The organism is Kaistia defluvii, from assembly GCF_040548815.1.
Classification (GTDB): Bacteria; Pseudomonadota; Alphaproteobacteria; order Rhizobiales; family Kaistiaceae; genus Kaistia; species Kaistia defluvii_A.
Window position 1 is genome coordinate 529,138 of the sequence record NZ_JBEPSM010000003.1, and the last position, 22,906, is coordinate 552,043.

Below are 22,906 nucleotides of genomic sequence, written 5' to 3' on the forward strand. Positions count from 1 at the left end.
GATCGGCCTTGGCTGACGGGCGGTAGTGGCGCGAGGGCCTATGTATGGTAAATGTTAAGGATAGTCTCATAGAGACAGGAGCGTATTGGCCGAAGTAGCGTTCCGGCGATGTGTATGGGTGTAGTACCGTTGAAAGTCTCTCTTCTCCCGCCGCGCGGCAAACGTTTGCGGCGCCGGTTGCACCAGACTCTCGCCTCGGCCCTTGTGCTGGTTATGGTGGGCTCGTCGGCGGGCTACGCGCAGGATGGCGGGTTTTTCAGCGGAATCCGGTCGTTCTTTGGCAAGACCAAGGAAGAGCCGGTCGCCGACGCCGTCCCGTACAAGCCGACGATCAATGTCATCGATGCCCCGCGTTCGCTGCGCAAGGCGATCACCGCCGCCTCCAATCTTGAGTCGATGAAGAAGTCGCCGCCTTCCGGCGCGGCCGGGCTGCTTCGCCGCGCGCGCTCCGACATCGACCAGATCACCGCCGCGCTCTATACGAATGGCTATTATGCCGGCTCCATCCGCATCACCATCGCCGGCCGCGATATTGACGCGCCCGATATCCTGCAGGTGATCGAGGCGGCGCGTCCGGCCGGGCCGGTGCCCGTCCAGGTCGACGTCACCACGGGGCCGCTGTTCCATTTCGGCGAGATCTCGCTGGTCGACGCCGATCGTCGCCGGCCGCTCGCCATGGCGCCGACGCTGAAGAGCCTGCGCCTGCTGCCCGGCGACGAGGCGAAGTCGTCGACCATCCTCGACGCCGAGGGCCGGATCGCCGAATTCTACCGCAAGGAAGGCCACGCCTTCGCCAAGGTGGTCGACAAGGACGTGGTCGCCGACCATGCCAGTAACCTCGTCAACGTCACCTATGTCGTCAGCCCGGGCCCCGCCGTGGCCTTCGGCCAGGTCACCGTCTCCGGCACGGAGAAGGTGCGGCCGTCCTTCGTCCAGGAGCGGGTGCGCATCATTCCCGGCGAGATGTTCTCGCCGCAGCGCCTGGCCGACACGCGCAAGTCTCTGCTGAAATACGAGGCGTTTTCCGGTGTTCGCGTCGTGGAGGGCACCAAGCTCGACGCCAATGGCCGCCTGCCGGTCGATGTCGAGGTGACCGAGCGCAAGCCGCGCTATGTCGGCTTCGGCGCCAAATATTCCTCGACCGACGGCTCGTCGATTAATGCCTTCTGGGGCCATCGCAACCTGTTCGGCGGCGCCGAGACGCTGCGCCTCGACGGCCAGCTCTCGTGGTTCGGCGGCAAGTCCGAGGCGGTGCCCGACGCCAATCCGTTCGGCTACCGCTTCGCCGCCACCTTCGGCAAGCCCGGCATCTGGACGCCGATCGACGATCTTGTTGCCCAGGCGGCGGTCCTGCGCGAGGTGACCGACGCTTATGTCCGCGAGGGCGTGACCTTCACGGGCGGCGTTCGCCGCAACTATAGCGACCAGTTCTCGGTCCAGGTTGGCCTCGATCTCGAGCAGTCGCACGTCCAGGACACCAACGGCTCGCGCGATGACACCATCGTCGGCGTGCCGGTCGACGTCGCCTACGACACCACCGACAATGCACTTGATCCCTCCAAGGGCATCCGCGCCAGCGGTACCTTCGAGCCTTTCGCCTATCTCGGCCAGGCCAGCGCCGGCCCGATGATGTTCAAGGGTTCGCTGGCGGCCTATCGCGCCTTTGACGAGGACAAGCGCTATATCCTCGCCGGCAAGATCTCGGCCGGCACGATCTTCGGGGCCGACCTGCTCGACGTGCCCCCGCAGCGCCGCTTCTATGTCGGCGGCGGGGGCTCGCTGCGCGGCTATGATTACCAGTCGGCCAGCCCGCGCAATGCCCAGGGCGACATCATCGGCGGCCTCAGCTTCGTCACCGCCTCGGTCGAGGCGCGCGTCAAGATCACCGACACGATCGGCCTCGTGCCGTTCGTCGACATCGGCGCCGCTTCGGAAGGCTCGGTGCCGGATCTGGGCGACCTGCGCTATGCCGCGGGCCTCGGTCTGCGCTATTATACCGGCATCGGACCCGTCCGGCTCGATGTCGCCATTCCGCTCAATCCCGAGCCCGGCGATGCCGGGTACGGCGTCTATATCAGCCTTGGACAATCCTTCTGATGCCCCGCGCCCTCACCATCCTGCGCTGGCTCGGCGTCGGTTTCATCGCCGTCCTGATCACGCTCGTCGCCCTGTTCGGTTTCCTGCAGACCGGTCCCGGCCTGCGCATGCTCGCCAGCGTCGGCAGCAAGCTTGCCAGCAGTGACGGGCTGACCGTCCGCATCGAAGGCATTTCCGGCTTCGTGCCGTCCGACATGAGCGTCGCGCGCATCGACGTCGCCGACGCCACGGGTCCGTTCGCCCAGATCGAGAATTTGCGTCTCGCCTGGCACCCGATGTCGCTGCTTTCCGGCAAGGTGGCGATCAGCGATCTCGCCGCCGACCGGGTCGCGGTCTCCCGCAAGCCCGTTCTGCCGCCCTCCACCTCGACGTCGTCCAGCAACGGCCTGCCGTTCATCCGCGTCGCGCTCGATCAGCTCGATATCGCCCGGATCGACATTGGCGAGCCCGTGCTCGGCATGGCGGCGGTTCTCCGCCTGCAGGCCTCCGCCCGCCTGGTCGACCCGGCCGAGGGGCTGGCGCTCGACTTCGCGCTGGTGCGCGAGGATGCGCCCGGCGAGATCAAGGGCCGCGCCCGCTATGCGCCGGGCGACGGCACGGATTCGCTCTATCTCGACGTCACCGCCAGCGAGCCGGCCGGCGGCCTGGTCGCACGGCTGGCGCAGATCGAGGGCCTTCCCGCCCTGTCGCTTTCGGTCAAGGGCAACGCGCCGCTCGACAATTGGGACGGCCGCATCGCACTCGACGCGGGCGCCGCCGGCCATCTCGGCGGCACGGCTGCCGTCAAGCAGGTCGAGAATGGCCGCCGCGTCATGCTCGATCTCGCCGGCGAGATCGCCGGCCTGGTGCCGGCCGATATCCGGCCGCTGTTCAGCGGGCAGACGACGCTGATGGGGTCGGCCATTGTCGGGCCGGAAGGGCGCATCGCGCTGGAGGGGCTGAACGCCACCGCCGCCGGCTTCGGCCTGGCGCTGGTCGGAAAGCTCGACACCTCCGCCAGGACCGCCGATCTGAAGCTCGATCTGGTGGGCGGCGACCCGTCCCATTTCGCCGCCTTCGCGCCGGGCGTCACCTGGTCCGGCTGGCGCCTGAACGCCGCCGTGACGGGCGCGTTCGCCTCGCCCTCGGTCGATGCGACGCTGACCGCCCAGAACCTTTCCGGCGCCGGCTATGGCGCCGCCGATATCAGCCTCGTCGCCAAGACCACCCCGGCCGCGGGCGGGCTCGCCTTCACCGTCGATGGCAATGCCGCCGGCCTGAGCGCCGAGGATCCGAAGGTTGCCGCCGCCCTCGGCAAGACCGCGAAGCTCACCGCCGCCGGTTCGCTCGGCGAAGCCGGCCCCGTGCTGACCGACGCCAAGGTCACGCTGGAGCCGCTCGATCTCGCCTTCACCGGCACGGCGGCGCCGAAATCGGTCCAGGGCGCGCTGCGCCTCGACCGGCTCAAACTCGCCGCCTTCTCCGGGCTTGCCGGCCGGCCGCTTTCGGGCAGCGCCGTGCTCGACGCCAGGATCGACGCTGACCCCTCGACCCGTCGCATCGCGCTCGAGCTCGACGGCTCGTCCAAGGCGATCACCACGGGCATCGCCCAGGTCGATGATTTCTTCGCCGGCGAGAGCCGGATCAAGGGCGCGGTGTCGCTGGCCGAGGATGGCCGCATCGCCGTCAACGGGCTGACGCTCGCCGCCAAGGGCCTCGACGTCGCGGTCGATGGCGGCATCGAGAAATCCGCCGCCGACCTGACCGCGCGGGTCAAGCTCGCCAATCTGAAGCAGTTCGATCCCCGCATCTCCGGGGCTGCCAATGCCGACCTCCGCTTCACCGGCGGGCTCGATGCGCTCGGCCTCACCGGCAAGGTCTCGATTCCGTCCGGCGTCGCCATGGACAAGCCGATCGAGAACCTGACGCTTTCGGTCGATCTCACTGACCTGACGGGCCGCCCGGGCGGCACGGTGGCGCTCGACGGCAAGCTGGCCGGCAAGCCCGCCAAGGGCGGCGCGAGGCTGACCTCGCTTGCCGATGGCGGCCGCCGCCTCGATGATCTCGACCTGGCGATCGGCGGCGTCCGCGCCAAGGGCGCGGCGGCGCTGGCCGCTTCCGGCCTGATCGACGGCAAGATCACCATCGCCGCCTCCAACCTCGCCGACCTCTCGGCGCTGATCCTGACCGACATCGCCGGCAAGCTGGATGCGACCGTCGTGCTCGATGCCTCGAACGGCGCCCAGCGCGTCGCGATCGACGCCAAGGCGCAGGGCATCGACGTCGCCGGCAACCGGGTCGACCGGGCCGACATCAACGCCCGTATCGCGGATCTTTTCGGCACACCGGTGATCGACGGCAAGGCCGTGCTCGGCGGCGTCCGCGCCGGCGGCCAGGTCATCGAGAGCGCCACCGTGACGGCGAAGAGCGCCGGCACCGCTACCGACGTGACGCTCGACACCGCGCTGCTCGGCTCCAGCATCAACGGCAAGGCGCGCATCTCGCCCGCCGGCGCCGACACCAATATCCGCCTCGATGCGCTGAAGATCGCCCGCGCCGGCACCAATGTCACGCTGTCGGCGCCGTCCAACATCACCATCGCCAAGGGCGGCGTCTCGATCGACCGGCTGGCGCTGGCGACCGGAGACGGCCGCGCCACGATCAGCGGCAAGGCCGGCGAAACGCTCGACCTGAATGTCGACCTCCGCAACCTGCCGCTGTCGCTGGCCTCGCTCGCCGCGCCGACGCTCGACATGCGCGGCACGCTGAGCGGCACGGCGCGCATCACCGGCAAGGCGACCGCGCCGGCGGGCGATTACGATCTCAAGGTGGCAAAACTCACCAATGCCGACATCGCCCGCGCCGGCCTCGGCCCGTTCGACATTTCCGCGCGCGGAAAACTGGGCGGCGGCCGCGTCGGCGTCCAGGCGACCATCAACGCGCCTTCGGTTTCCGGCCTGACGATCAACGGCTCGGTGCCGATCGCCGCTGGCGACCTGGACCTGAAGATCAAGGGCGCCATCGATCTCGCCATCGCCAATACCGCGCTTGCCACCTCCGGCGGCAATCTGCGCGGCAAGGCGGTGGTCGATGCGGCGCTTGGCGGCCCGACCTCGGCGCCGCGCGCTTCCGGCTCCATCCGCGTCTCGGGCGCCAGCTACAACGACTCGCTGAACGGCATCTCGCTTTCCAACATCGAAGCGGTGCTGACCGGTTCCGACCGCGCGGTCACGGTATCGTCCTTCTCGGCCCAGACGGTCCAGGGCGGTCGCATCGTCGGCAAGGGCAACATCGCGCTCGACCCGGTACAGGGCTTCCCGGCCGCCGTCGAGATGACGCTGCAAAAGGCGACGCTGGTCTCCAGCGACCTGATGCGCCTGGTTGCCGACGGCAAGATCAACATCCAGGGCCCGGTCGCGACACGGCCGAAGATCGCCGGCCAGATCAATGTCCGCAGCCTCGACATCAACATCCCGGACAAGATTTCGGGCGGCATCGATCCGCTCGAGGTGCGCCACGTCAATACCGGCGGCAAGCCGCAGGTAAAGGGCGGCATCCGCGCCCAGGCGCAGAACCGCGCCAACGCCACGGCCAAGAAGAAGGCCAAGGCACCGAGCCCGTTCGTCGCCGATCTGGACCTCAAGGTCTCGGCCCCCAATGGCGTGTTCGTGCGCGGCATGGGCATGGACGCGGAATTCGGCGGCGACCTGACGCTGCGCGGCACCACGGCCGACATGATCACGCTGGGCGGCTTCAACCTGCGGCGCGGGCGCTTCAGCGTTGTCGGCCGCCAACTCACCTTCACCGAGGGCACCATCACCTTCAATGGCAGCCTCGATCCGGAGCTGAACTTCAAGGCCGACACGTCGGGCGGCGACGTCGTCGCCAGCATCATCATCGCCGGCAATGCCTCGGCGCCGGAGGTGAGCTTCACCTCGACGCCGACCCTGCCGCAGGACGAGGTGATCGCCCGGCTGCTGTTCGGCCGCTCGATCAGCACGCTGACCGCCGGCCAGGCGCTGCAGGTGGCGCAGACGGTGGCGCAGTTCTCTGGCGGCGGACCAGGCGTGGTCGATTCGATCCGCCGCTCGCTCGGCGTCGATGCGCTCAACATCGGCACGGATTCGACCGGCAAGGGCGGCCAGATCGGCGCCGGCAAGCGGTTGAACGACAAGATCTATGTCGGCGTCCAGCAGGGTACGACGCCGGATTCGAGCAAGGTCACGGTCGATGTCGACGTGACCCGCAACATCCGCATCCAGGGCGCCGCCGGCGCCGACGGCTCGAACGAGCTCGGCATCGGCGCGCAGTGGGATTATTGAGGGGCTACTTCACCTCTCCTTAGGGGAGACTTTCGCAGAACATCGCTGAAACGCGAGATCCGGGATCACTCGGGCGTCATCCCGGCGAAGGCCGGGATCCAGACCCACAGTCTTGTCGGAGGAAGGCTGGTCAACTCTTGCTGGGTCGGTGTTCATGGGCCCCGGCCTTCGCCGGGGCGACGTGCTTCATGTCTGCAGCCTGTCGGTCTGTCTTCAAGGTTGCGTTCATTCTCCCTCAGGGAGAGGTGAGCGCCCGGCCGAAACCCTCGCCCGCCTGCGGGAGAGGGCAGGGTGAGCGACTTGCCTTTACCCAGGGAACAGCGTCAAGCCGCCATCGACGCGGATCACCTGGCCGTTGATGAACTTCGAGCCCGGGCCCGCGAGGAACGCCACGGCGTCGGCGATCTCGGACGGCTCGGCGTAGCGGTTGAACGACTTGCCCGACGAATCCATCTTCACTGGGTCGACGACGCGGGTCGCCTGGAAGCGGGCCGATTTGGTCGGTCCGGGGCTCACCGCGTTGATCCGAACGCCCTCTTCATAGAGCTCCTTGGCGAGGCAGCGCGTGTAGTGCACCACGGCCGCTTTCAGCGTCGAATAGACGACTTCCGGCGAGCAGCCCATATGCGCCGCCGCCGAGGCGATGTTGATCACCGAGCCGCTGCCCGCCGCCACCATCGCCGGCACGAAGGCCTGGCAGACCAGCATGGTGCCGATCAGATTGTTGTTGGTGAGGACGGTGATGTCCTCGAACGAGATGTGGAGCGCGTCGTTCGGCTTCGGCTTGTTGCCGGAGGCGCCGATATCGCCGCCGGCGCAATTGACCAGCACGTTGACCGTGCCGAGCTTGGCCTCGATTTCTTCCTTCATCTTCTGGACGGCGGCGGGGTCGCCGATATTGCCGGTGACGGCGACGGTGCGCACGCCATGCTTGGCGATCTCGGCGGCGACTTCACCCAAATCCTTCGCCTCGCCGTACTTGGCCGGTCCCGTCCATTCGAGATCGTGGATCGCGACGTCGGCGCCGAGGCTCGCCAGCTTCTCGGCCATGGTGCGGCCCAGGCCACGGCCCGAGCCGGTGACGAAGATGATCTTTCCGGCGAGTTCCTTGCTCATTCGCGAGCTCCTTTATGTGCGAGGGTCTGATCTTTACCTCTCCCTGAGGGAGAGGTCGGCTCGAAGAGGGTTTAGGGAATTCTCCGGGTGAGGCCGTGAACCCTCACCCGCCGCCCTGCGGGCGTCGATCTCTCCCTCAGGGAGAGGTGAAAGACCTTCCGATGGTTCACGGCATGACGCCGAGCGAGCGCATGTTGGCGACGCTCCTGCGGATCATGTCGAGTTCGTACGCGACGAGCGCACCATCCTCGCCGCGCTCCCAGGGGGTGCGGTAGTCGGCGTCGTCGGGGAGGCGATTGCGCCGCGCCGCGAGCAGGCAGGCGGCGAGCGAGCGGGCGCTACGCTGCGCATAGCCGTTCCACCAGTCCGGCGTCAGCAGGCGCACATGCCGCACGTCGAGCGCGCCGGGCTCCAGCACGGCGGTCAATGTCGGGTGATGTTCGGCCAGAATGGCGAGCACCTCGGCGAACGGCACGACGCCGTCGCCGATCGCGCAGCGGACGAGGCGAAAACCCTCATCGGTGAACTGGACGTTGTAGTCCTTGAGGTGGACGTGCCGGACCCAAGGGGCGACGCGGCGGGTGAAATCGAGCGGCGCCTCGCCGACGGGGAGCGTGTTGCCGGTGTCGTAGCAAATGCCGACGGCGGGACCCGCCTCCTCGCAGAGCGCGACCAACTCGTCGCTGGTGAAATCCTGATGGTTCTCGATCACCAGCGTTCGGCCTTCGGCCTCGGCGCGCGGGGCATAGAGCGCCAGCGCTGCGTGCACGCCGCGCACCAGCTCGTGCCACTTTTCGCCCCAAGCGTTGCGGTCGCCGCAGAGCACCGAGGTCAGGCAAACGCGGATCAGCTTGGCATCCAGCCGCTCGGCCGAGCGGAACGCGCTGTCGAGCGGGCCGTGGTTCAGGCCGCTGCTGATCACCGGCGTCATGCCGAGCGAGGCAAGCCGCGCCTTCAGCGCCGCGACCTCGCCATCGTCGAGCCGCGCGATCCAGGGCTCGAAGATCTCCAGCGTCTTCGCGCCAACCTCTTCGGCCAGTTCGATGAAACCTTCAAGGCCGCGTCCTTCCGGATTGGCGCGCGGCGTGCCGTGTCCCTGCAGGCCGAGATAGTAGGTCAATCCATACGGGTTCAGTCCGACTTGCAGCATGGCATTTCCAATCTGCCGAAGGGTTTTGCGGGCGGCGCTAGATCAGGCCGCCATCGACGATGATGGATTGCTTGGTGATCATCCGGCTGTCGTCGGCGCCGAGGAAAAGCACGGTGCGGGCGATCTCGTCGCCCAGCAGCACCTTTTGGATGCATTGCCGGCTCACTAGCGCGTCGACGCTTTCCGGCGTCGGATACCAGAGCGCGTGCTGCTTCTCGGTCATCACCGCGCCGGGCTCGATCGCGTTGACGCGGATGTTGTCGGGACCGAAGGCGCGCGCGAGACTGCGCGTCAGCCCGAGCACCGCCGCCTTGGCCGTGGTGTAGGCCGGCATGTTCGGCGCGCCGCCGCGCCAGGCGATCGACGAGAAGTTGATGATCGAACCAAAGCCAAGCAACTGCATCTGCGGCCGTACGGCTTGGGCGGTGAAGAATTGCGGGCGCAGATTGATCGCCTGCGCCCAGTCCCAATATTCCTCGGTCACCGCGTCGATCTCGTGCCGGTCGTCATTGGCGGCATTGTTGACCAGCACGCCGATCGGCCCGAGCGCGCGCCCGACCTCGGCGATCACCGCCTGCGTCGCGGCGGTGTCGGTCAGGTCGCATCGGTAGAAGCGGGGCTTGTGTTCCGCGCCGGCGAGTTCTTCGGCAAGTGCCGCGCCGGCATCCGCCTGGATATCGACGAAGGCGACTTTCGCGCCGGTGCCGGCAAAGGCGCGGACGATGTCCGCGCCGATGCCGGAGGCGCCGCCGGTCACAAACACGACGCGCCCGGAAAGGCTTGGGTAGTTGGCAAAGGTCATGGAGGCTGGCCCGTCGGCTGCGCGGCTAGATGAGGTTGCGGGTGACGGGGTCGAACAGGCAGGCATGCGACATGTCGATGCCCAGCGTGATCGTCTCGCCCATGCGCGGCGCCTCGTCCGGGTCGAAGCGGCCGGTGACTTCCAGCTCGCCGAAGCGCATCAGCCCGATGGTCTCGGCGCCGGTCGGCTCGACCATCTCGACCGGCGCGTCGACGCTGGCGATGCTCTTCTTGCTGGCCTTCAGCTCGTGCGAATAGCGGAAGATGTGCTCGGGCCGGACGCCGAGGATGACGTCGCGGCCCGCCGCGCCCGGCGAGATGCCGTCCTGCAGCGTCAACACCGCCGTGCCACCCGTCGCCTTGATCGAAACCGCCGGTTTGCCCTCGGCGTCGGTGGTGAGCGTCGCGGGGATGAAGTTCATCGCCGGCGAGCCCATGAAGCCGGCGACGAACATGTTGGCCGGGCGGTCATAGACCACCTGCGGCTCGTCGAACTGCTGCACCTGGCCCTGGTGCATCACGGCGATGCGCGAGGCGAGCGTCATCGCCTCGACCTGGTCATGCGTGACATAGACCGTGGTCTTGCCGACGCGGTGGTGCAGCTTCTTGATCTCGGTGCGCATGTCGACGCGCAGCTTGGCGTCGAGGTTGGAAAGCGGCTCGTCGAAAAGGAACAGCTTGGGGTCGCGCACCAGGGCGCGGCCCATGGCCACGCGCTGGCGCTGGCCGCCGGAAAGCTGGCCGGGCTTGCGCTTCAGCAGTGGCTCGATCTGCAGCAGCGCCGCGACGCGCTTCACCGCCTCGTCGCGCTGCGGCTTCGGCACGCCGCGGCTTTCCATGCCGAAGGTGATGTTCTCGCGCACGGTCATGGTCGGATAGAGCGCGTAGGACTGGAACACCATGGCGATGTCGCGGTCCTTCGGTGCCACCGAATTGACCAGCCGGTCGCCGATGCGGATCTCGCCCTCGGAGACGCTTTCGAGCCCGGCGATCATGGCGAGCAGGGTGGATTTCCCGCAGCCCGACGGCCCGACCAAGGCGATGAACTCGCCGGTCCGCGCCTCGATGTTGATGCCCTTCAGCACCTCGACGGCGCCGAAGCTCTTGCGCAGGTTGCGAATGGTCAGGGACGACATGCGAGCCTCATCGGATTGCAGCAAAGGTCGGGGGAGCGGGTCATCACTTGATCGCTCCCTGGGTGAGGCCCCGGACGAAATACTTGCCGCCGAGGAAGTAGACGAGCAGGGGCGGCAGCGCGCCGATCAGCACGGCGGCGCTCATCACGTCATAGGCGCGGACATTGGTGCCGCTGGCGGTCAGCGCCACGAGCGCGGCGGTGATCGGCTGTTCGCGGCCCGAGGTGAACACGACGCCGAACAGATATTCGTTCCAGATGCCGGTGAACTGCCAGATCACGGTGACGATCAGGATCGGCGGCGACAGCGGCAGGATGATCTTGCGGAAGATCCGCCAGAAGCCGGCGCCGTCGATGCGCGCCGCCTTGATCAGGTCGTCGGGAATCGAGACGTAGTAGTTGCGGCAGAACAGGGTGGTGAAGGAGATGCCCTGCACGACGTGGATCAGGATCAGCCCGTAGGTCGAATTGGTCAGCCCGACCTTGCCGAGCAGGAAGGCCCATGGCATCAGCGCGATCTGTCCCGGCATGAACACGCCGAGCAGCATCAGCGTGAACAGCACTTCCGAGCCCTTGAAGCGCCATTTCGACAGCACGTAGCCGTTCATCGCGCCGAGCAGGGTCGAGAGGATGGTGGCGGGCACCGCCATCCAGAGCGAGTTCAGGAAGTTGCGGCGCATGCCCTCGCAGGTGCCGCCGATACAATAGGTGCTCCAGGCTTCCGCCCAGGCCTTCAGCTGGAAGCTGCGCGGGAAGGCGATCAGGCCGTTCTGCGCGATCTCCGGCTGCTCGCGGAACGAGTTGAAGACGAGGATCAGCAGCGGCGCCAGGTAGATTACCGCGAAGATCGTGAGCAGCGCGTAGATGACCGTGCGGCTGACGAAGTGGCGGCGGGAGGCGGCGGCGGCTTCACGGTCATGGACCGCGGCGATGGTGGCGTCGGTCATGGACGGCTCTCCCGGCGATGGCGCCAGACCACGAACAGCGCGTAGGGCACCAGCACCACGGCAAGCGCGGCCAGCATCATCATGGCGGCGGCGGCGCCTTCACCGATCTGCCCGCGCTGGAACATCAGATCGTAGACATAGATGGCCGGGAAGGTGGTCGAGATGCCTGGGCCGCCGCGCGTCAGCGCCGCGACGAGATCGAAGGTCTTGATCGCGAACTGGATCTGCACCACGGCGACCGCCAGGAAGATCGGCGAGATGATCGGCAGGATCACCCGGCGATAGGTCCGGAAGGTCGAGGCGCCGTCGATCTGCGCCGCCTTGATCAGGTCCTGGTCGACCGAGCGAAGCCCGGCGAGGAACAGCGCCATGGCGAAGCCCGAGCTTTGCCAGATGCCGGTGATGATGATGGCGTAGATCGCCGTGCTGCGGTCGGAAGCCAGCGCGAAGTTGAAATCGGTCCAGCCGAGGCTGCGCACCAGCATCTGGATGCCGTCGGTCGGGTTGTAGAGCCAGCTCCAGACCGTGCCGGTGACGATGAAGGACACGGCGAGCGGATAGAGGAAGATGGTCCGCCAAATCGCCTCGCCGCGCACGCGCTGGTCGATCAGGATGGCGAGGAGGAGGCCGATGCCCATCGCGCCGACGATGTAGAAGGCGGAGAAGAAGAACAGATTGCTGTAGGCGATGTTCCAGCGCCGGTTGCTCCACAGCGAAACATAGTTGTCGAGACCGACAAAGCCGTAGCTCGGCAGCAAGGACGAGTTGGACAGCGAGATATACAGCGTCCAGATCGTGAAGACGAAGATGTAGACGAAGGACGCCGCAAGCGACGGCGCGAGAATGAGGATCGGCGAAATCCGGGTGATACGCTCCCGCCAGGTGGGGCCGGGCGCCGCCGACGCGGAATTCCGGCCGGCATCCATTGGAACTGTCGACATTGCTGGCCCTGTCCTTGTGAGCCGGATCCTGGGGACCCGGGCTTCTCACCGCTCGCCTCAAGAGAGAGGTCGGCTCGAAGAGCCGGGTGAGGGTTTAGGGAACCATCGGGGGAGGCCGCGAACCCTCACCCGCCAGCCATCGCTGTCGACCTCTCCCTTGGGGCGAGAGGTGAAGAATGGCGCAGGTGATGGAAGGGCGATGTAGCCTGACCAGGGAACCGGGCGCGACGCCGAGGCATCGCGCCCGGAAGCGCGGTTCGTTACATCTGGGCCTCGACGGCATCCGCGATCGCGGTCGCCGCCTGTTCGGGCGTCATGGCCGGCGTGTTCACGAACTCGGTGACCGTATCCATGATCGCGCCGCGATATTTCTGCGGAATGGTCATGTTGTGGGCCATCGAACGCACCAGCGTGCCAGCCTCGATCGAAGCCTGCAGGTCCTTCTGCGAAAGCTGCTGGCAGGGGTTGAAGCCGGTCGACAGGTCGACGTCCATGCGGGCCGGGATCGAGCCCTTGGCCTGGTTGAACGCGGTCTGGAACTCCGGCGACAGGATCGTCTTGGCGAGCAGCTGCTGGCCGGCGATGTAGTCGGGGTCCTTCTGCTTGAAGAACACGACGCTGTCGGCGTTCAGGATGAAGCCGGGCTTGCCCCAGTCGGTCGGCGCCTGGCTGCAGGTATAGTCGGTGCCTTCCTTGAAGCCGGCCGCGGTCAGCAGGCCGACGGTCCAGTCGCCCATGATGTGGAAGGCGGCGTCGCCGCGGCCAACCATCGCCGACATGGTGTCCCAGTCACGGCCGACCATGCCGGGATCCATGTATTTCGACGTCATCAGGCGGAGCTGGGTCAGGGCCTTGACCATGCCCTCGCTGCGCAGCGCGTCGACGTCGCCCTCGACCAGCGCCTTGCGGAACAGGTCGATGTCCTGGCCGTAGACGACCACTTCGAACACGGTCGAATCCGTCCAGTCGGCCGTCGAATGGGCGATGCAGATCTTGCCGGCGGCGACGACCTTCTCGCAGGCGGCGTTGAACTCGGCCCAGGTCTTCGGCACCGCCTCGACGCCGGCTTCCTTCAGCACCTTGGGCGAGGACCAAAGCCAGTTGATGCGGTGGATGTTCATCGGCGCGGCAACCCAGTTGCCGGTCGGCTTCATCACCGAGATCAGCTCGGGCGCAACGACCTTTTCCCAGCCTTCGGCGGCGGCGAGCTCGTCGAGATTGGCGGTCATGCCAGTGGCGTTCCACTCGGCGATCTCCGGGCCCTTGAGCTGGACGGCCGGCGGCGCATTGCCGGCGATCACGTCGGCGCGGAGCTTGGCGAGGGTGTTGGCGGTGTGGCCGGCGATCGAGGTCTGTTCCCACTTGCCGCCGGCGGCGGTGAACATCTCGCCCAGCTTGGCGACGGCGGCGGCGTCCGAGCCGGTCGCCCATTGATGCAGCAGGTTCGTCTTGGGCTCGGCAAGAGCCGTGCCGCTCAGGAGAGCAAAGGACAATAGCCCAGCGCTCACCTTCCAAGTGAAGGTCATGATTCCTCTCCCTAGGTGTCCCGCCCGATACTTACGATCGGTTTGCGCAGGTACTTGTTTTTATGGCTTTCAGTCCGTCTCCCCGTGATCTGACGCCGTATTTGTTCTATGATGAACTTATTAAGCTGTCAACGCGCCCGCAAAGTTCGCCAATGTTTGAAGCAAGACTAAAATCGTTCTTCGAGGATGCCGGCGACGGCACGCCTTCGGCGCGCGTCGTCCGCCTGCTGCGCGAGCGCGGCACGCTGAGCGCGACCGAAATCGTCAGGCTCACCGGCCTCGCCAAATCGACCGTCTCGATGACGCTCGCGGAGCTGCGCCGTTCGGACATCGTCATCGAGAAGGCTAGCAGCGAAACCGGTCGCGGCGCCAGCGTCGGCCGTCCCGCGACGGCGCTGATGCTCAATCCCAAGGTCGGCACCTGCGTCGGCGTGCTCTTCGGGCTGGAGGCGATCCAGCTGATCGTCGCCGATGTCTCGCATCGGGTGATCTCCGATCGCAAGGTCCAGATCGAGCCGGATTATTCGCCGGCCGAGGCGGCGGCGCTGACCCGTCGCCTGATCGACGAAGCCTATGAGGAGCATGGGCTCGCGCCGGAAGGGCGGCTCGGCGTCGGCGTGGCGGTCGCCGGCCCGATCAATCCCATCGACGGCCGCGTGCTGCGCGCCAGCGGCGTGCCGACCTGGGCCGGCACCGATATCCGCGCAACCTTCGGCCCGGTCCTGAAAAGCCCGATCTTCGCCGACAATGAGAGCAACTGCGCCGCGATCGCGGAGATGATGTGGGGCGCGGCGATCGGGGTGGAGGATTTCGTCTTCTTCAAGATCGACCTCGGCGTCGGCGGCGCGATCGTCAATCGTGGCCATGTCGTCCGGGGCATCGCCGGGTCTGCCGGCGAATTCGGCCATATGATGATCGATCCCGGCGGACCCCTGTGTCGCTGTGGCAATCGCGGCTGCCTGGAGCTCTATGCCAGCGCCCGCACGGCGCTCGCCGACACGGAAAGGCGGCTGGGGCGGCCTTTCGACATGGATGGGCTGGTCGCGCTGGCCCGCGGCGGCGACGAGCCGAGCCGGCGCCAGATCGCCGAGATGGGCGAGGCGGCCGGCAAGGGCCTCGCCATCATCGGCACGGCGATCAATCCGGCGCTGGTCGTGCTCGGCGGCCGGATGCCGCTGGCGGGCGACATGCTGCTCGGGCCGCTCTCGGAGAGCTTCGAGCGGCACACGCTGGTCAAGCGGGCCGAGATCGCGCCCGAAGCGAGGACCCGCTTCGTGCCGGGCGTGTTCACGGACAATGACGCGTGCCTCGGCGCGGTCGGCCTCGTGCTGCGCCATCATGGCCGGCCGGGCTGAGATTGCCGGGCGAATGCCGCAATCGCGGATGGAATTTGCAGCACTTCGTGCGAAAACGGGTTCATGCCGATCGATCGTACCCCTCCTTCGCCGCTCCGCACCGGATCGGCGCCGCCGGCAGAACGGACGGCCTACCAGCCGGCCGGGCAGAACCTCGTCCATGCCGCCGATCACAATCTGCGCGTGACGCTGGAGGCGCTGCGCCGGACCGGCCCGATGAGCCGGCTGGAACTCGCCCGGCTGACCGGATTGACCGTGCCCGGCATCACCAACATCGTGCGCCGCCTCGTCGCCGACGGGCTGGTCAGCGAGGGCTCGGACGAGGGGTCGCGCGCCAACCGTTTCGGCCTCGTCGCCGAGGGCGCCGTGTCGCTCGGCATCGACGTCTCGGACGGCATGGCGCGGCTGGTGGTAATCGACCTCGCCGGCCAGGTCGTGCTGCGCGACGAGCGGCCGGTGCGGGAAGGCGACACCGTCCGCGTCGTCATCGAGCTCGCTTCCGCGGCGCTGGAACGGCTGGCCGAGGGCACGGCGGCGCGGGTGATGGGCGTCGGCATCACGGCGCTGGATGGCGTCGACGAGATCCGCGCCGCGCTGGCGCCGCTGCCGGTCATCGTCGAACCCGACACCATCGCGGCAGCGCTGGGCGAGCGGCAGTTCGGGCAGGCCACGGCCGGCGACAGCTTCGTCTATGTCCTGCTCGGACCCTCGACCCGGGCCGGCATGATCATCGGCGGCTCGGTGTTCAACGGTGTCGACCAGCGGGCAGGGCTCGTCGGCGCGATGCGCACCGGCGAGGACGGCCGGTTGCTCGACGAGGTCGCCTCGACTACGGCGCTCGCCGGCATCGACACGCTCGATCCGGCCGACCCCGCTGTCGCGCGCTGGATCGAGGCGGTCACCGCGCATCTGATGGATTCGATCATCGCGATCTCCGCCTTCATCGCGCCGCGCGTCATCTTCATCGGCGGCCGCCTGCCGGCCGATCTTCTGGCGGCGCTGGTGTCGCGCCTCGCCCGGCAGCGCCAGGAGCGCATGATCGAGCCGACCCAGCCCTACTGGCTGCCGGAACTGGCACCGGGCTCGCTGTCCCGCGACGCCGTGTTGATGGGAATCGCCGCCATGCCGTTCTTGGAATTCCTGCTGCCCGATCCCCGCCGCCCGTTCAGGCCTTAGGAAAGCATCCGGGAGGGGGAGGCCTTCGGCTCCCTCCGTCGTCATCCCGGCGGAGGCCGGGATCCAGATGCGCCGTCGGCTCGCCAGAGGGCTCAGCCGTAGTTCACCAGGCCGGTGTTCATGGGCCCCGGCCTTCGCCGGGGCGATGCGTCCAGACCCTTACGCCGATGGCCCTTGCCCGCGCGCGAGCCGGCTGCCCGACCGCGTGTCGTCGCTGCGCAGCGGCGAGCGGGTCAACTGCGCGGGGTCGGCGGATTCAAGCCGCAGCGCATGCGACAGCGGCAGGGTGGCGGCGCCCAACGCTGCCGCGTCTTCCGAGCCGACGGCGCGGTGGATGCGCGGCGTCGGGCGGAGGTCGCGCGACAGCGCCTCGCGCACATAGCCGAGCAGCTCGTCGATGATCGTCACCGGAATGCGGCCGCCGATCAGCACCGCGTCGGGATTGATCAGCAGGCCGATGTCGATCGCCGCCTCGGCGATATGGCCGGCCGCCATGCGCAGCCATTGGGTCAAGAGCCGCTTGCCATGCGCGTCGAGCGTCAGAAGGTCCTGCGGCCGCTCGACGGCGATGCCGTGGCTGGCGAGATAATCGTAGAGGATGAACAGCGACACGACCTGGCCGAGCGGCTGCACGCGCTCGCCGGCCGGCGCATCCGGCAGCGTCACTGGCAGCCAGCCGATCTCGCCGCTAATGCCCGTGGTGCCGTGATAGCAGGCGCCGTCCAAAACCAGCCCGCCGCCGAGGCCGGAGCCGAAGAAGATATAGAAGAAGCTGCGGATCTCGACGCCGAGGCCATAGGTCAGCTCGCCGATCGCGGCCGCCGTCGCGTCATTGTCGATCAGGATCGGCTGGTCGGTGATGCGGGCGAAGCGCTCGCGCACGTCGACGCTGCGCCAGCTCTTGTAGGCCTCGGGCATGCCGATGAACGGGATTTCGCCGAGCCAGTCGGGAAAGGCGACGCCGATGCCGGCGAGGCGCGACTCGTCGATGGCGTGGCGGCGGCGGAACGTCTTCAGCGCTTCCTTCATCTCGGCAAAGAATTCGTCCGGCAGCATGTAGCGGACTTCGCGGTGGATGCGGTCGCGCACCGTGCCCAGGGCATCGACGGCGACGATGGTCAGATGGTCGCGGCCGAAGCCGACGCCGACCGCGAAACAGCCTTCCGGATTGATCTCCAACTCGATCGCCGGCTGGCCGCGCATGCCGTAGCGCCGGCGCGCCTCGACGACGAGGCCGTCATCGATCAGCTTTTCGGTGATGCGGGCGACGGCCTGCTTGCTGAGGCCGGACCGGGCGGCCAGTTCGGTGCGGGAAATCGGCGCATGCCAACGGATGGTGCGCAGGATCACCGCCTGGTTATGGCTCGCCGCCAGCCCGGAGTTCGAGCCGGCGAGGTCGCCTGGAGCCGTCTTGGATTTCATCGGGATGTCAGGACCGCCGGCGGAGATCATGGGTGACCGTCCGCCGGCGGATAGAGAGCAAGGGTGGCTCGCTTGTCAAGGATGGCGCAGGCCTAGCTTGGCTGGATAAGCCAGCTACGGACTTCGAACGGGTTGAGGTCCGGTCCGGCGGCGCGATCGACCGCTTCCTCCAGGATGTTGACCGGGTCGGAGAGCTGCCAGCCCTCCCGCGGCGCGATGTCGAGGCGGCCGCGCCCGCCGGCCGGTTCGTAGACCCGGAGCACCAGGGCGTTGCCGTCCTCGCTGGCCTTGAGACCGCCGAGGCCGGCAGGCATGCCGGAGACCGCGATCGGGGTCTGCACTCCGGTCGCGACGTCAGAAGCGCGGATGGCGAGCAGCGTCTGGTTGAGGTCGAGCGCTTCCTCGCGCACGCCGCCTTCATGCCAGGCACCGGCATGCGGCAGCAGGGAATAGACGAAGCTCTGCTCGCCCTCGTCCGCCAGCGGATCCGGATAGATCGGAGCGCGCAGCAGGCTGAGACCCAGCACATTGCCCTTGATGCTGTGGCCATACTTGCCGTTGTTGAGCAGCGCCACGCCGAAGCCGGTCTCCGACAGATCGGCGAAGCGATGCGCCGGCACCTCGAACTTCGCCTCGTCCCACGAGGTGTTGTTGTGGGTGGTGCGCCGGACGACGCCGAAGGCGCATTCGAAGGTGGCGAGATCTGAGCGGATATCGACGGGCGTCAGGGTCCGCAGCAGTACGCGGCGGTCATGCCAGTCGAGATCGGTCTGGATGTCGAGGCGCGGCGAGTTGGCGAACAGCTGCAGCGTCTGGGTGATGGTCGAGTCGCGGAACTTGCGCACGATCTGGATGGATGCGCGGTGCGGACCGGACTCGGTCACCTCCAGGCTTTCGAACGAAGTCAGTTCCTGGCCGTTCTTGACGTAATCGTCCTCAAGGTCCCAGGCGTCCCAGTTGCGGGGCTTGTCCATGGGATAGACCCAGAGCTGGTTGCCGCGACCGGCGAGCGCTTCGCGGCCGCTGCGCTTGTCGAACAGGCTAGCGATCGTGCCGTCGGCATTCAGCGTGACGCGGATCAGGCTGTTTTCGAGTTTCTGCTTCGAGACGCTGAGCCCGGCGGTCGGCGCGAGCGCCTTTTCGTCGAGCACGAGGATGCCGAGCGGCGGCACGATCGCGTCGAGCGCGATCGCCTGCCCGTCCAGTTCGACCCGGACGGGGCGGGCGTGCAAATCGGGATTGACGACGACGAGGGCGTTCTTCCCCTCGCCCTTCGGCAACTGGCCGACCAGCGCGGTCAAGCCCGCCTGCTGCGCGTCGAGGCCGGTTGCCAGCGCCTCGCCCAGTTCGCGCTCGGCATCCTCGTAGATCTCGCGGATGCCGGAGCCGGGCAGGATGTCGTGGAACTCGTTCTTGAGCACCTTGCGCCAGGCGAGCTCGAGGCTCTCCGGCCGGGCCCCGCCCAGCATATGCGCGAGCGAGGCGACCGTCTCGGCGGTGATCAGCGCGCGCTCGGCATGGCGGTGCAGGCGCTTTGTATGGCTCTGCGTCGTCAGCGTGGCGCGGTGCAGTTCGAGATAGATCTCGCCCTGCCAGACCGGGATCTCGGTGGCGGGAATGGCGTGCATGCGGGCATAGACGTCCTCGACGCGGACGGGCGACAGCGTCGGGATAGCCGGGAAATCGGCCAGCTGCGCCTGCCGCTCCAGCATTTCCGGCGTCACGCCGCCGCCGCCATCGCCATAGCCGACGGCGAGCAGGCTCTCGTCATGCAGCGTCTTGCCGCGGAAATTGCCCCAGGTGCCGAGGATCGCCTCCGGCTCGGTCGAGCCGTTATAGCCGCGCACCGGATTGTCGAAGGTGTGGGCGATGACCTGGCTGCCGTCGAGGCCTTCCCAGAAGAACAGATCATGCGGGAATTTGTTGGTCTCCGACCAGTTCACCTTGATGGTGAAGAAGGAGTCCATGCCGCCCTGCTGCAACAATTGCGGCAGCGCCGGCGAAAAGCCGAAGCAGTCCGGCAGCCAGCAGACGCGGTGGCGCACGCCGAACTTCTGCTCGAAATAGCGCTGGCCGTAGAGGATCTGGCGCACGAAGCTTTCGCCGGTCGGCATGTTGGTGTCGGGCTCGACCCACATGCCGCCAATGGTCTCCCACTGGCCGCTCTTCACCGCCGCGACGATCTCCTGGAACAGGGCGGGGTCGTCTTCCTCGATCTGCGCGTAATAGGCGGCGGTCGACTGGTTGAAGACGAAATCGGGGAAGCGCTCCATCAGCCGCAGCGCCGTGTTGAAGGTGCGGCGCGCCTTGCGGCGGGTCTCGTCATAGGGCCAGAGCCAGGCGAGATCGATATGGGCGTGGCCGGTGATGCCGAGCTTGCCCTGCTGCGGATAGCGCGCCTTCAGCTCCTTCAGCGCCGCGGTCAGATCCTTGAGCGCGCGCGAAACGCTGGCGCGGTGATCCTGGCGCAGCCCTTCCGGATTGGGCTTGAGCGGCGGCAATTGCCAGATCTTCTGCTGGCCGTGCTGCGGCGCCGTGCGGGCGACATAGTCCTGGGTCGCCGAGGGCCAGTCGAGCGCCGCGAAGGTGTTCTCGGCCGCCGTGATCAGATGCGGCACGACCTCATGCGCGCCGAGGAAATGGGCGGCTTCCGAAACCTGGCGCAGCAGCAGCGCCAGTTCGTGCACCGGCTGGTCGATCCAGGCGAGATGGGCGCGCGTCAGGCGCGGCTCGCGCACCGGCTCGCCGAAGGGCAGGCGGGCGACGGCATCGACATGGATCTCGAAGCGGCGGGCGGGAACCGGGAATTCCTGGTGGAACGGGTCGAGACCGAAGCGCTTTTCAGCACCGGAGCCGACCGGCGTCAGCGTGATCAGGCTTTCACCGCCGACATCGATCAGGAGGCGCACATCCTCGAGCGCCCAATGCTCGGGCACCGAGGCTTCCGTGTCGAAGGTGACGGTGCCGTCCTTTTTGGGCCAGAAGCCGCCCATGGCGATCGGCGCGCCCTCGAACTGCCAGTTTTCGACCGCGAGCGTCTCGCGCTCGCGCCAGAACCCCAGTTCCTCGACGCGAACGTCGATGCGGGCGAGCCGCTGCTGGAGGGTCAGGGACATGGGAATTCTCCGTCTCGGATAGGGGTATGGATAGGGGAAGGGATGGATCGGGTTTGCCTCAGCCCTTGACGGCGCCGGCGGTGAGCGCACCGACGATCATGCGTTGCAGGAGGAGGAAGGCGATGATGGCCGGCACCACCGCGACGAGGCAGGCTGCGGCGAGCACCTGGGTCGACGAGGCGTTGGAGGTGCCGGCGAAATTGAAGATCGCGACCGAGATCGGCAGCTGCGCGTCCTTGTTCAGCAGCAGGAACGGGATCAGGAACTGCGACCAGTTCAGGATCACGATCAGGATGAAGGCGGAGGCGAGGCCGGGGGCGGCGAGCGGCAGGGTGATGCGCCAGAAGGTGCCGAAGCGGCTGCAGCCATCGATGGCAGCGGCTTCTTCCAGCGACTTTGGTATGTTGTCGATGGCGCTCTTCACCAGCCAGGTGCACATCGGTACGCCGATGGCGATGTAGACCATGGTGACGCCAAAGTGGCTGTTGAGCAGGCCGAGCCGGCTCATGTAGCGATAGAGCGGCACCAGGATGACGAGCGGCGAGATCATCTGGAAGGCGAGGATGGTCATCATCAGCGCCGATTTGCCGGAGAACCAGAAGCGCGAGAAGGCGTAGGCCGCGGGTGCCGCCACCAGCAGGCAGCCGAGCCCGCCCAGCGCCGACAGCTTCAGACCGTTCCAGAGATAGAGCAGGAAGGTCGGGTCCGAGAGGATCTGCGCGAAATTGTCGAGCGTCGGCCGCTTCGGGATGAAGCGGCTGGCGCCGAGGAAGACTTCCTGCCGGGTGCGCAGCGACAGCGACAGCAGCCAGGCCAGCGGCGTCAGGAAGAAGGCGGCAATCACGATCGCCGACAGATAGGTGAGGGCGTCGCCCCATTTCTCGCGGGCTTCATGGGTCATTCGGACACCTCCCGGCGCGGCATGAAGGACGCATAGAACAGCGCCAGCACGAGACTGATCACCAGCATCAGCACGGACAGCACGCTGCCGCCGGCAAGGTCGTAGTTGCGGAACACCGTGTTGAAGGTGAACAGCGACAACACCTCGGTGGCGCGGCCGGGGCCGCCGCCGGTGAGTGAGATGATCGCGTCGAAGGTGTTGAGGGTCTGAATCGTCACCAGGATCGAATTGACCAGGATGGCGGCGCGCAGCTGCGGCAGCGTGATGAAGCGCAGCTTCTGCAGATGGCCGGCGCCATCGACGCTCGCGGCTTCATAAAGCGTCGGGTCGATCGCCTTCAGCGCGGCGTAGAACACGATCATCGAAAAGGCCGTGCCGCGCCAGACATTCGAGATGACGGCCGAGAGCATGGCGATGTTGGGGTCCGACAGCCAGGCGACCGGCGAGACGTGCATCATCCGCAGCACGCTGTTGATGGCGCCGAACGGCGCCTCGCTGAACAGCATCTGCCAGATCAGGCCGTTGGCGATGCCGGGGATGACCCAGGCGACCAGGACGAGGGTGCGGAGCGCCACCATTCCCTTGAGCTTGCGCCGCTCGCCGCGCATCACCAGCAGCGCGATGGCGAGGCCGAAGACCTGCTGGCCGACGACGCTGGCGATGGTGAAGACGGCGGTGGTCTTGAGGATGTCGAGCAGGGCGGGGTTCTCGAACATCGCCTGCAGCGTGACGATCGTATAGCGCTCGTCGGAGCTGACGAGGCTCGCATTGGTCAGGCCGAGGCGGAACACGTCGAGGATCGGATAGAGGTAGAAGACGCCGAGCATGACGGCGACCGGCACCAGCCAGGTGAACGGGTTGGCTTCGAGGCGTCGTGCGAGGCTGGGTCCGGCCACGCGGCGTTGCGCGGCGCCCATGGCGG

15 protein-coding genes are annotated in these 22,906 nt (G+C 67.3%); 4 read left to right on the forward strand and 11 right to left on the reverse strand.

Annotation, left to right across the window (positions count from 1 at the left end):
- Positions 1–177: 177 nt before the first annotated feature.
- Positions 178–2,097: an autotransporter assembly complex protein TamA gene (locus ABIE08_RS19365; RefSeq protein ID WP_354553474.1), complete on the forward strand. Its 1,920-nt coding sequence runs from the start codon at positions 178–180 to the stop codon at positions 2,095–2,097.
- On the forward strand, positions 2,097–6,398 hold the full coding sequence (locus tag ABIE08_RS19370; RefSeq protein ID WP_354553475.1) for a translocation/assembly module TamB domain-containing protein: 4,302 nt from the start codon (positions 2,097–2,099) through the stop codon (positions 6,396–6,398). Before ABIE08_RS19365 ends, ABIE08_RS19370 begins: the two co-directional genes overlap by 1 nt.
- Before the next feature lie 306 nt (positions 6,399–6,704).
- Here the strand turns inward: ABIE08_RS19370 and ABIE08_RS19375 are convergent, their stop codons facing one another.
- From ABIE08_RS19375 to ABIE08_RS19405, 7 genes are all read right to left on the reverse strand, one after another.
- The gene (locus ABIE08_RS19375) at positions 6,705–7,514 is read right to left on the reverse strand and encodes an SDR family NAD(P)-dependent oxidoreductase (protein WP_354553476.1); all 810 of its coding nucleotides are present in this window, start codon (positions 7,512–7,514) and stop codon (positions 6,705–6,707) included.
- Positions 7,515–7,680: 166 nt separating this feature from the next.
- Entirely contained in the window at positions 7,681–8,664 is a 984-nt protein-coding gene (locus tag ABIE08_RS19380) for a sugar phosphate isomerase/epimerase family protein (RefSeq protein WP_354553477.1), read from the reverse strand.
- Positions 8,665–8,701: 37 nt separating this feature from the next.
- Positions 8,702–9,466, reverse strand: a complete 765-nt coding sequence (locus ABIE08_RS19385) for an SDR family NAD(P)-dependent oxidoreductase (protein WP_354553478.1) — start codon at positions 9,464–9,466, stop codon at positions 8,702–8,704.
- A 25-nt stretch (positions 9,467–9,491) separates the two neighbouring features.
- Positions 9,492–10,601: an ABC transporter ATP-binding protein gene (locus ABIE08_RS19390; RefSeq protein ID WP_354553479.1), complete on the reverse strand. Its 1,110-nt coding sequence runs from the start codon at positions 10,599–10,601 to the stop codon at positions 9,492–9,494.
- Positions 10,602–10,644: 43 nt separating this feature from the next.
- Positions 10,645–11,547: a carbohydrate ABC transporter permease gene (locus tag ABIE08_RS19395; protein ID WP_354553480.1), complete on the reverse strand. Its 903-nt coding sequence runs from the start codon at positions 11,545–11,547 to the stop codon at positions 10,645–10,647.
- The gene (locus ABIE08_RS19400; protein ID WP_354553481.1) at positions 11,544–12,488 is read right to left on the reverse strand and encodes a carbohydrate ABC transporter permease; all 945 of its coding nucleotides are present in this window, start codon (positions 12,486–12,488) and stop codon (positions 11,544–11,546) included. The genes ABIE08_RS19395 and ABIE08_RS19400 overlap by 4 nt, the downstream gene beginning before the upstream one ends.
- 260 nt (positions 12,489–12,748) lie before the next feature.
- Positions 12,749–14,014 carry an ABC transporter substrate-binding protein gene (locus ABIE08_RS19405; RefSeq protein ID WP_354553482.1) on the reverse strand — a complete coding sequence of 422 codons (1,266 nt, stop codon included), beginning with the start codon at positions 14,012–14,014 and terminating at the stop codon, positions 12,749–12,751.
- A gap of 152 nt (positions 14,015–14,166) precedes the next feature.
- Between ABIE08_RS19405 and ABIE08_RS19410 the strand changes: the two genes are divergently transcribed.
- Both ABIE08_RS19410 and ABIE08_RS19415 read left to right on the forward strand, forming a co-directional pair.
- A complete protein-coding gene (locus ABIE08_RS19410; protein ID WP_354553483.1) occupies positions 14,167–15,369 on the forward strand; it encodes an ROK family transcriptional regulator in 1,203 nt (400 codons plus the stop codon).
- A gap of 63 nt (positions 15,370–15,432) precedes the next feature.
- A complete protein-coding gene (locus ABIE08_RS19415) occupies positions 15,433–16,545 on the forward strand; it encodes an ROK family transcriptional regulator (RefSeq protein ID WP_354553484.1) in 1,113 nt (370 codons plus the stop codon).
- A 159-nt stretch (positions 16,546–16,704) separates the two neighbouring features.
- On the opposite strand, the gene ABIE08_RS19420 is transcribed toward ABIE08_RS19415, so the two are convergent.
- From ABIE08_RS19420 to ABIE08_RS19435, 4 genes are all read right to left on the reverse strand, one after another.
- Complete coding sequence (locus ABIE08_RS19420) at positions 16,705–17,967, reverse strand: ROK family transcriptional regulator (protein WP_354553485.1); 1,263 nt, start codon at positions 17,965–17,967, stop codon at positions 16,705–16,707.
- A 92-nt stretch (positions 17,968–18,059) separates the two neighbouring features.
- Entirely contained in the window at positions 18,060–21,083 is a 3,024-nt protein-coding gene (locus tag ABIE08_RS19425; protein WP_354553486.1) for an alpha-mannosidase, read from the reverse strand.
- 58 nt (positions 21,084–21,141) lie between these two features.
- On the reverse strand, positions 21,142–21,984 hold the full coding sequence (locus ABIE08_RS19430) for a carbohydrate ABC transporter permease (protein ID WP_266334205.1): 843 nt from the start codon (positions 21,982–21,984) through the stop codon (positions 21,142–21,144).
- Positions 21,981–22,901, reverse strand: coding sequence for a carbohydrate ABC transporter permease (locus tag ABIE08_RS19435; protein ID WP_436409585.1), 921 nt, complete (start codon positions 22,899–22,901; stop codon positions 21,981–21,983). The genes ABIE08_RS19430 and ABIE08_RS19435 overlap by 4 nt, the downstream gene beginning before the upstream one ends.
- Positions 22,902–22,906 lie beyond the last annotated feature (5 nt).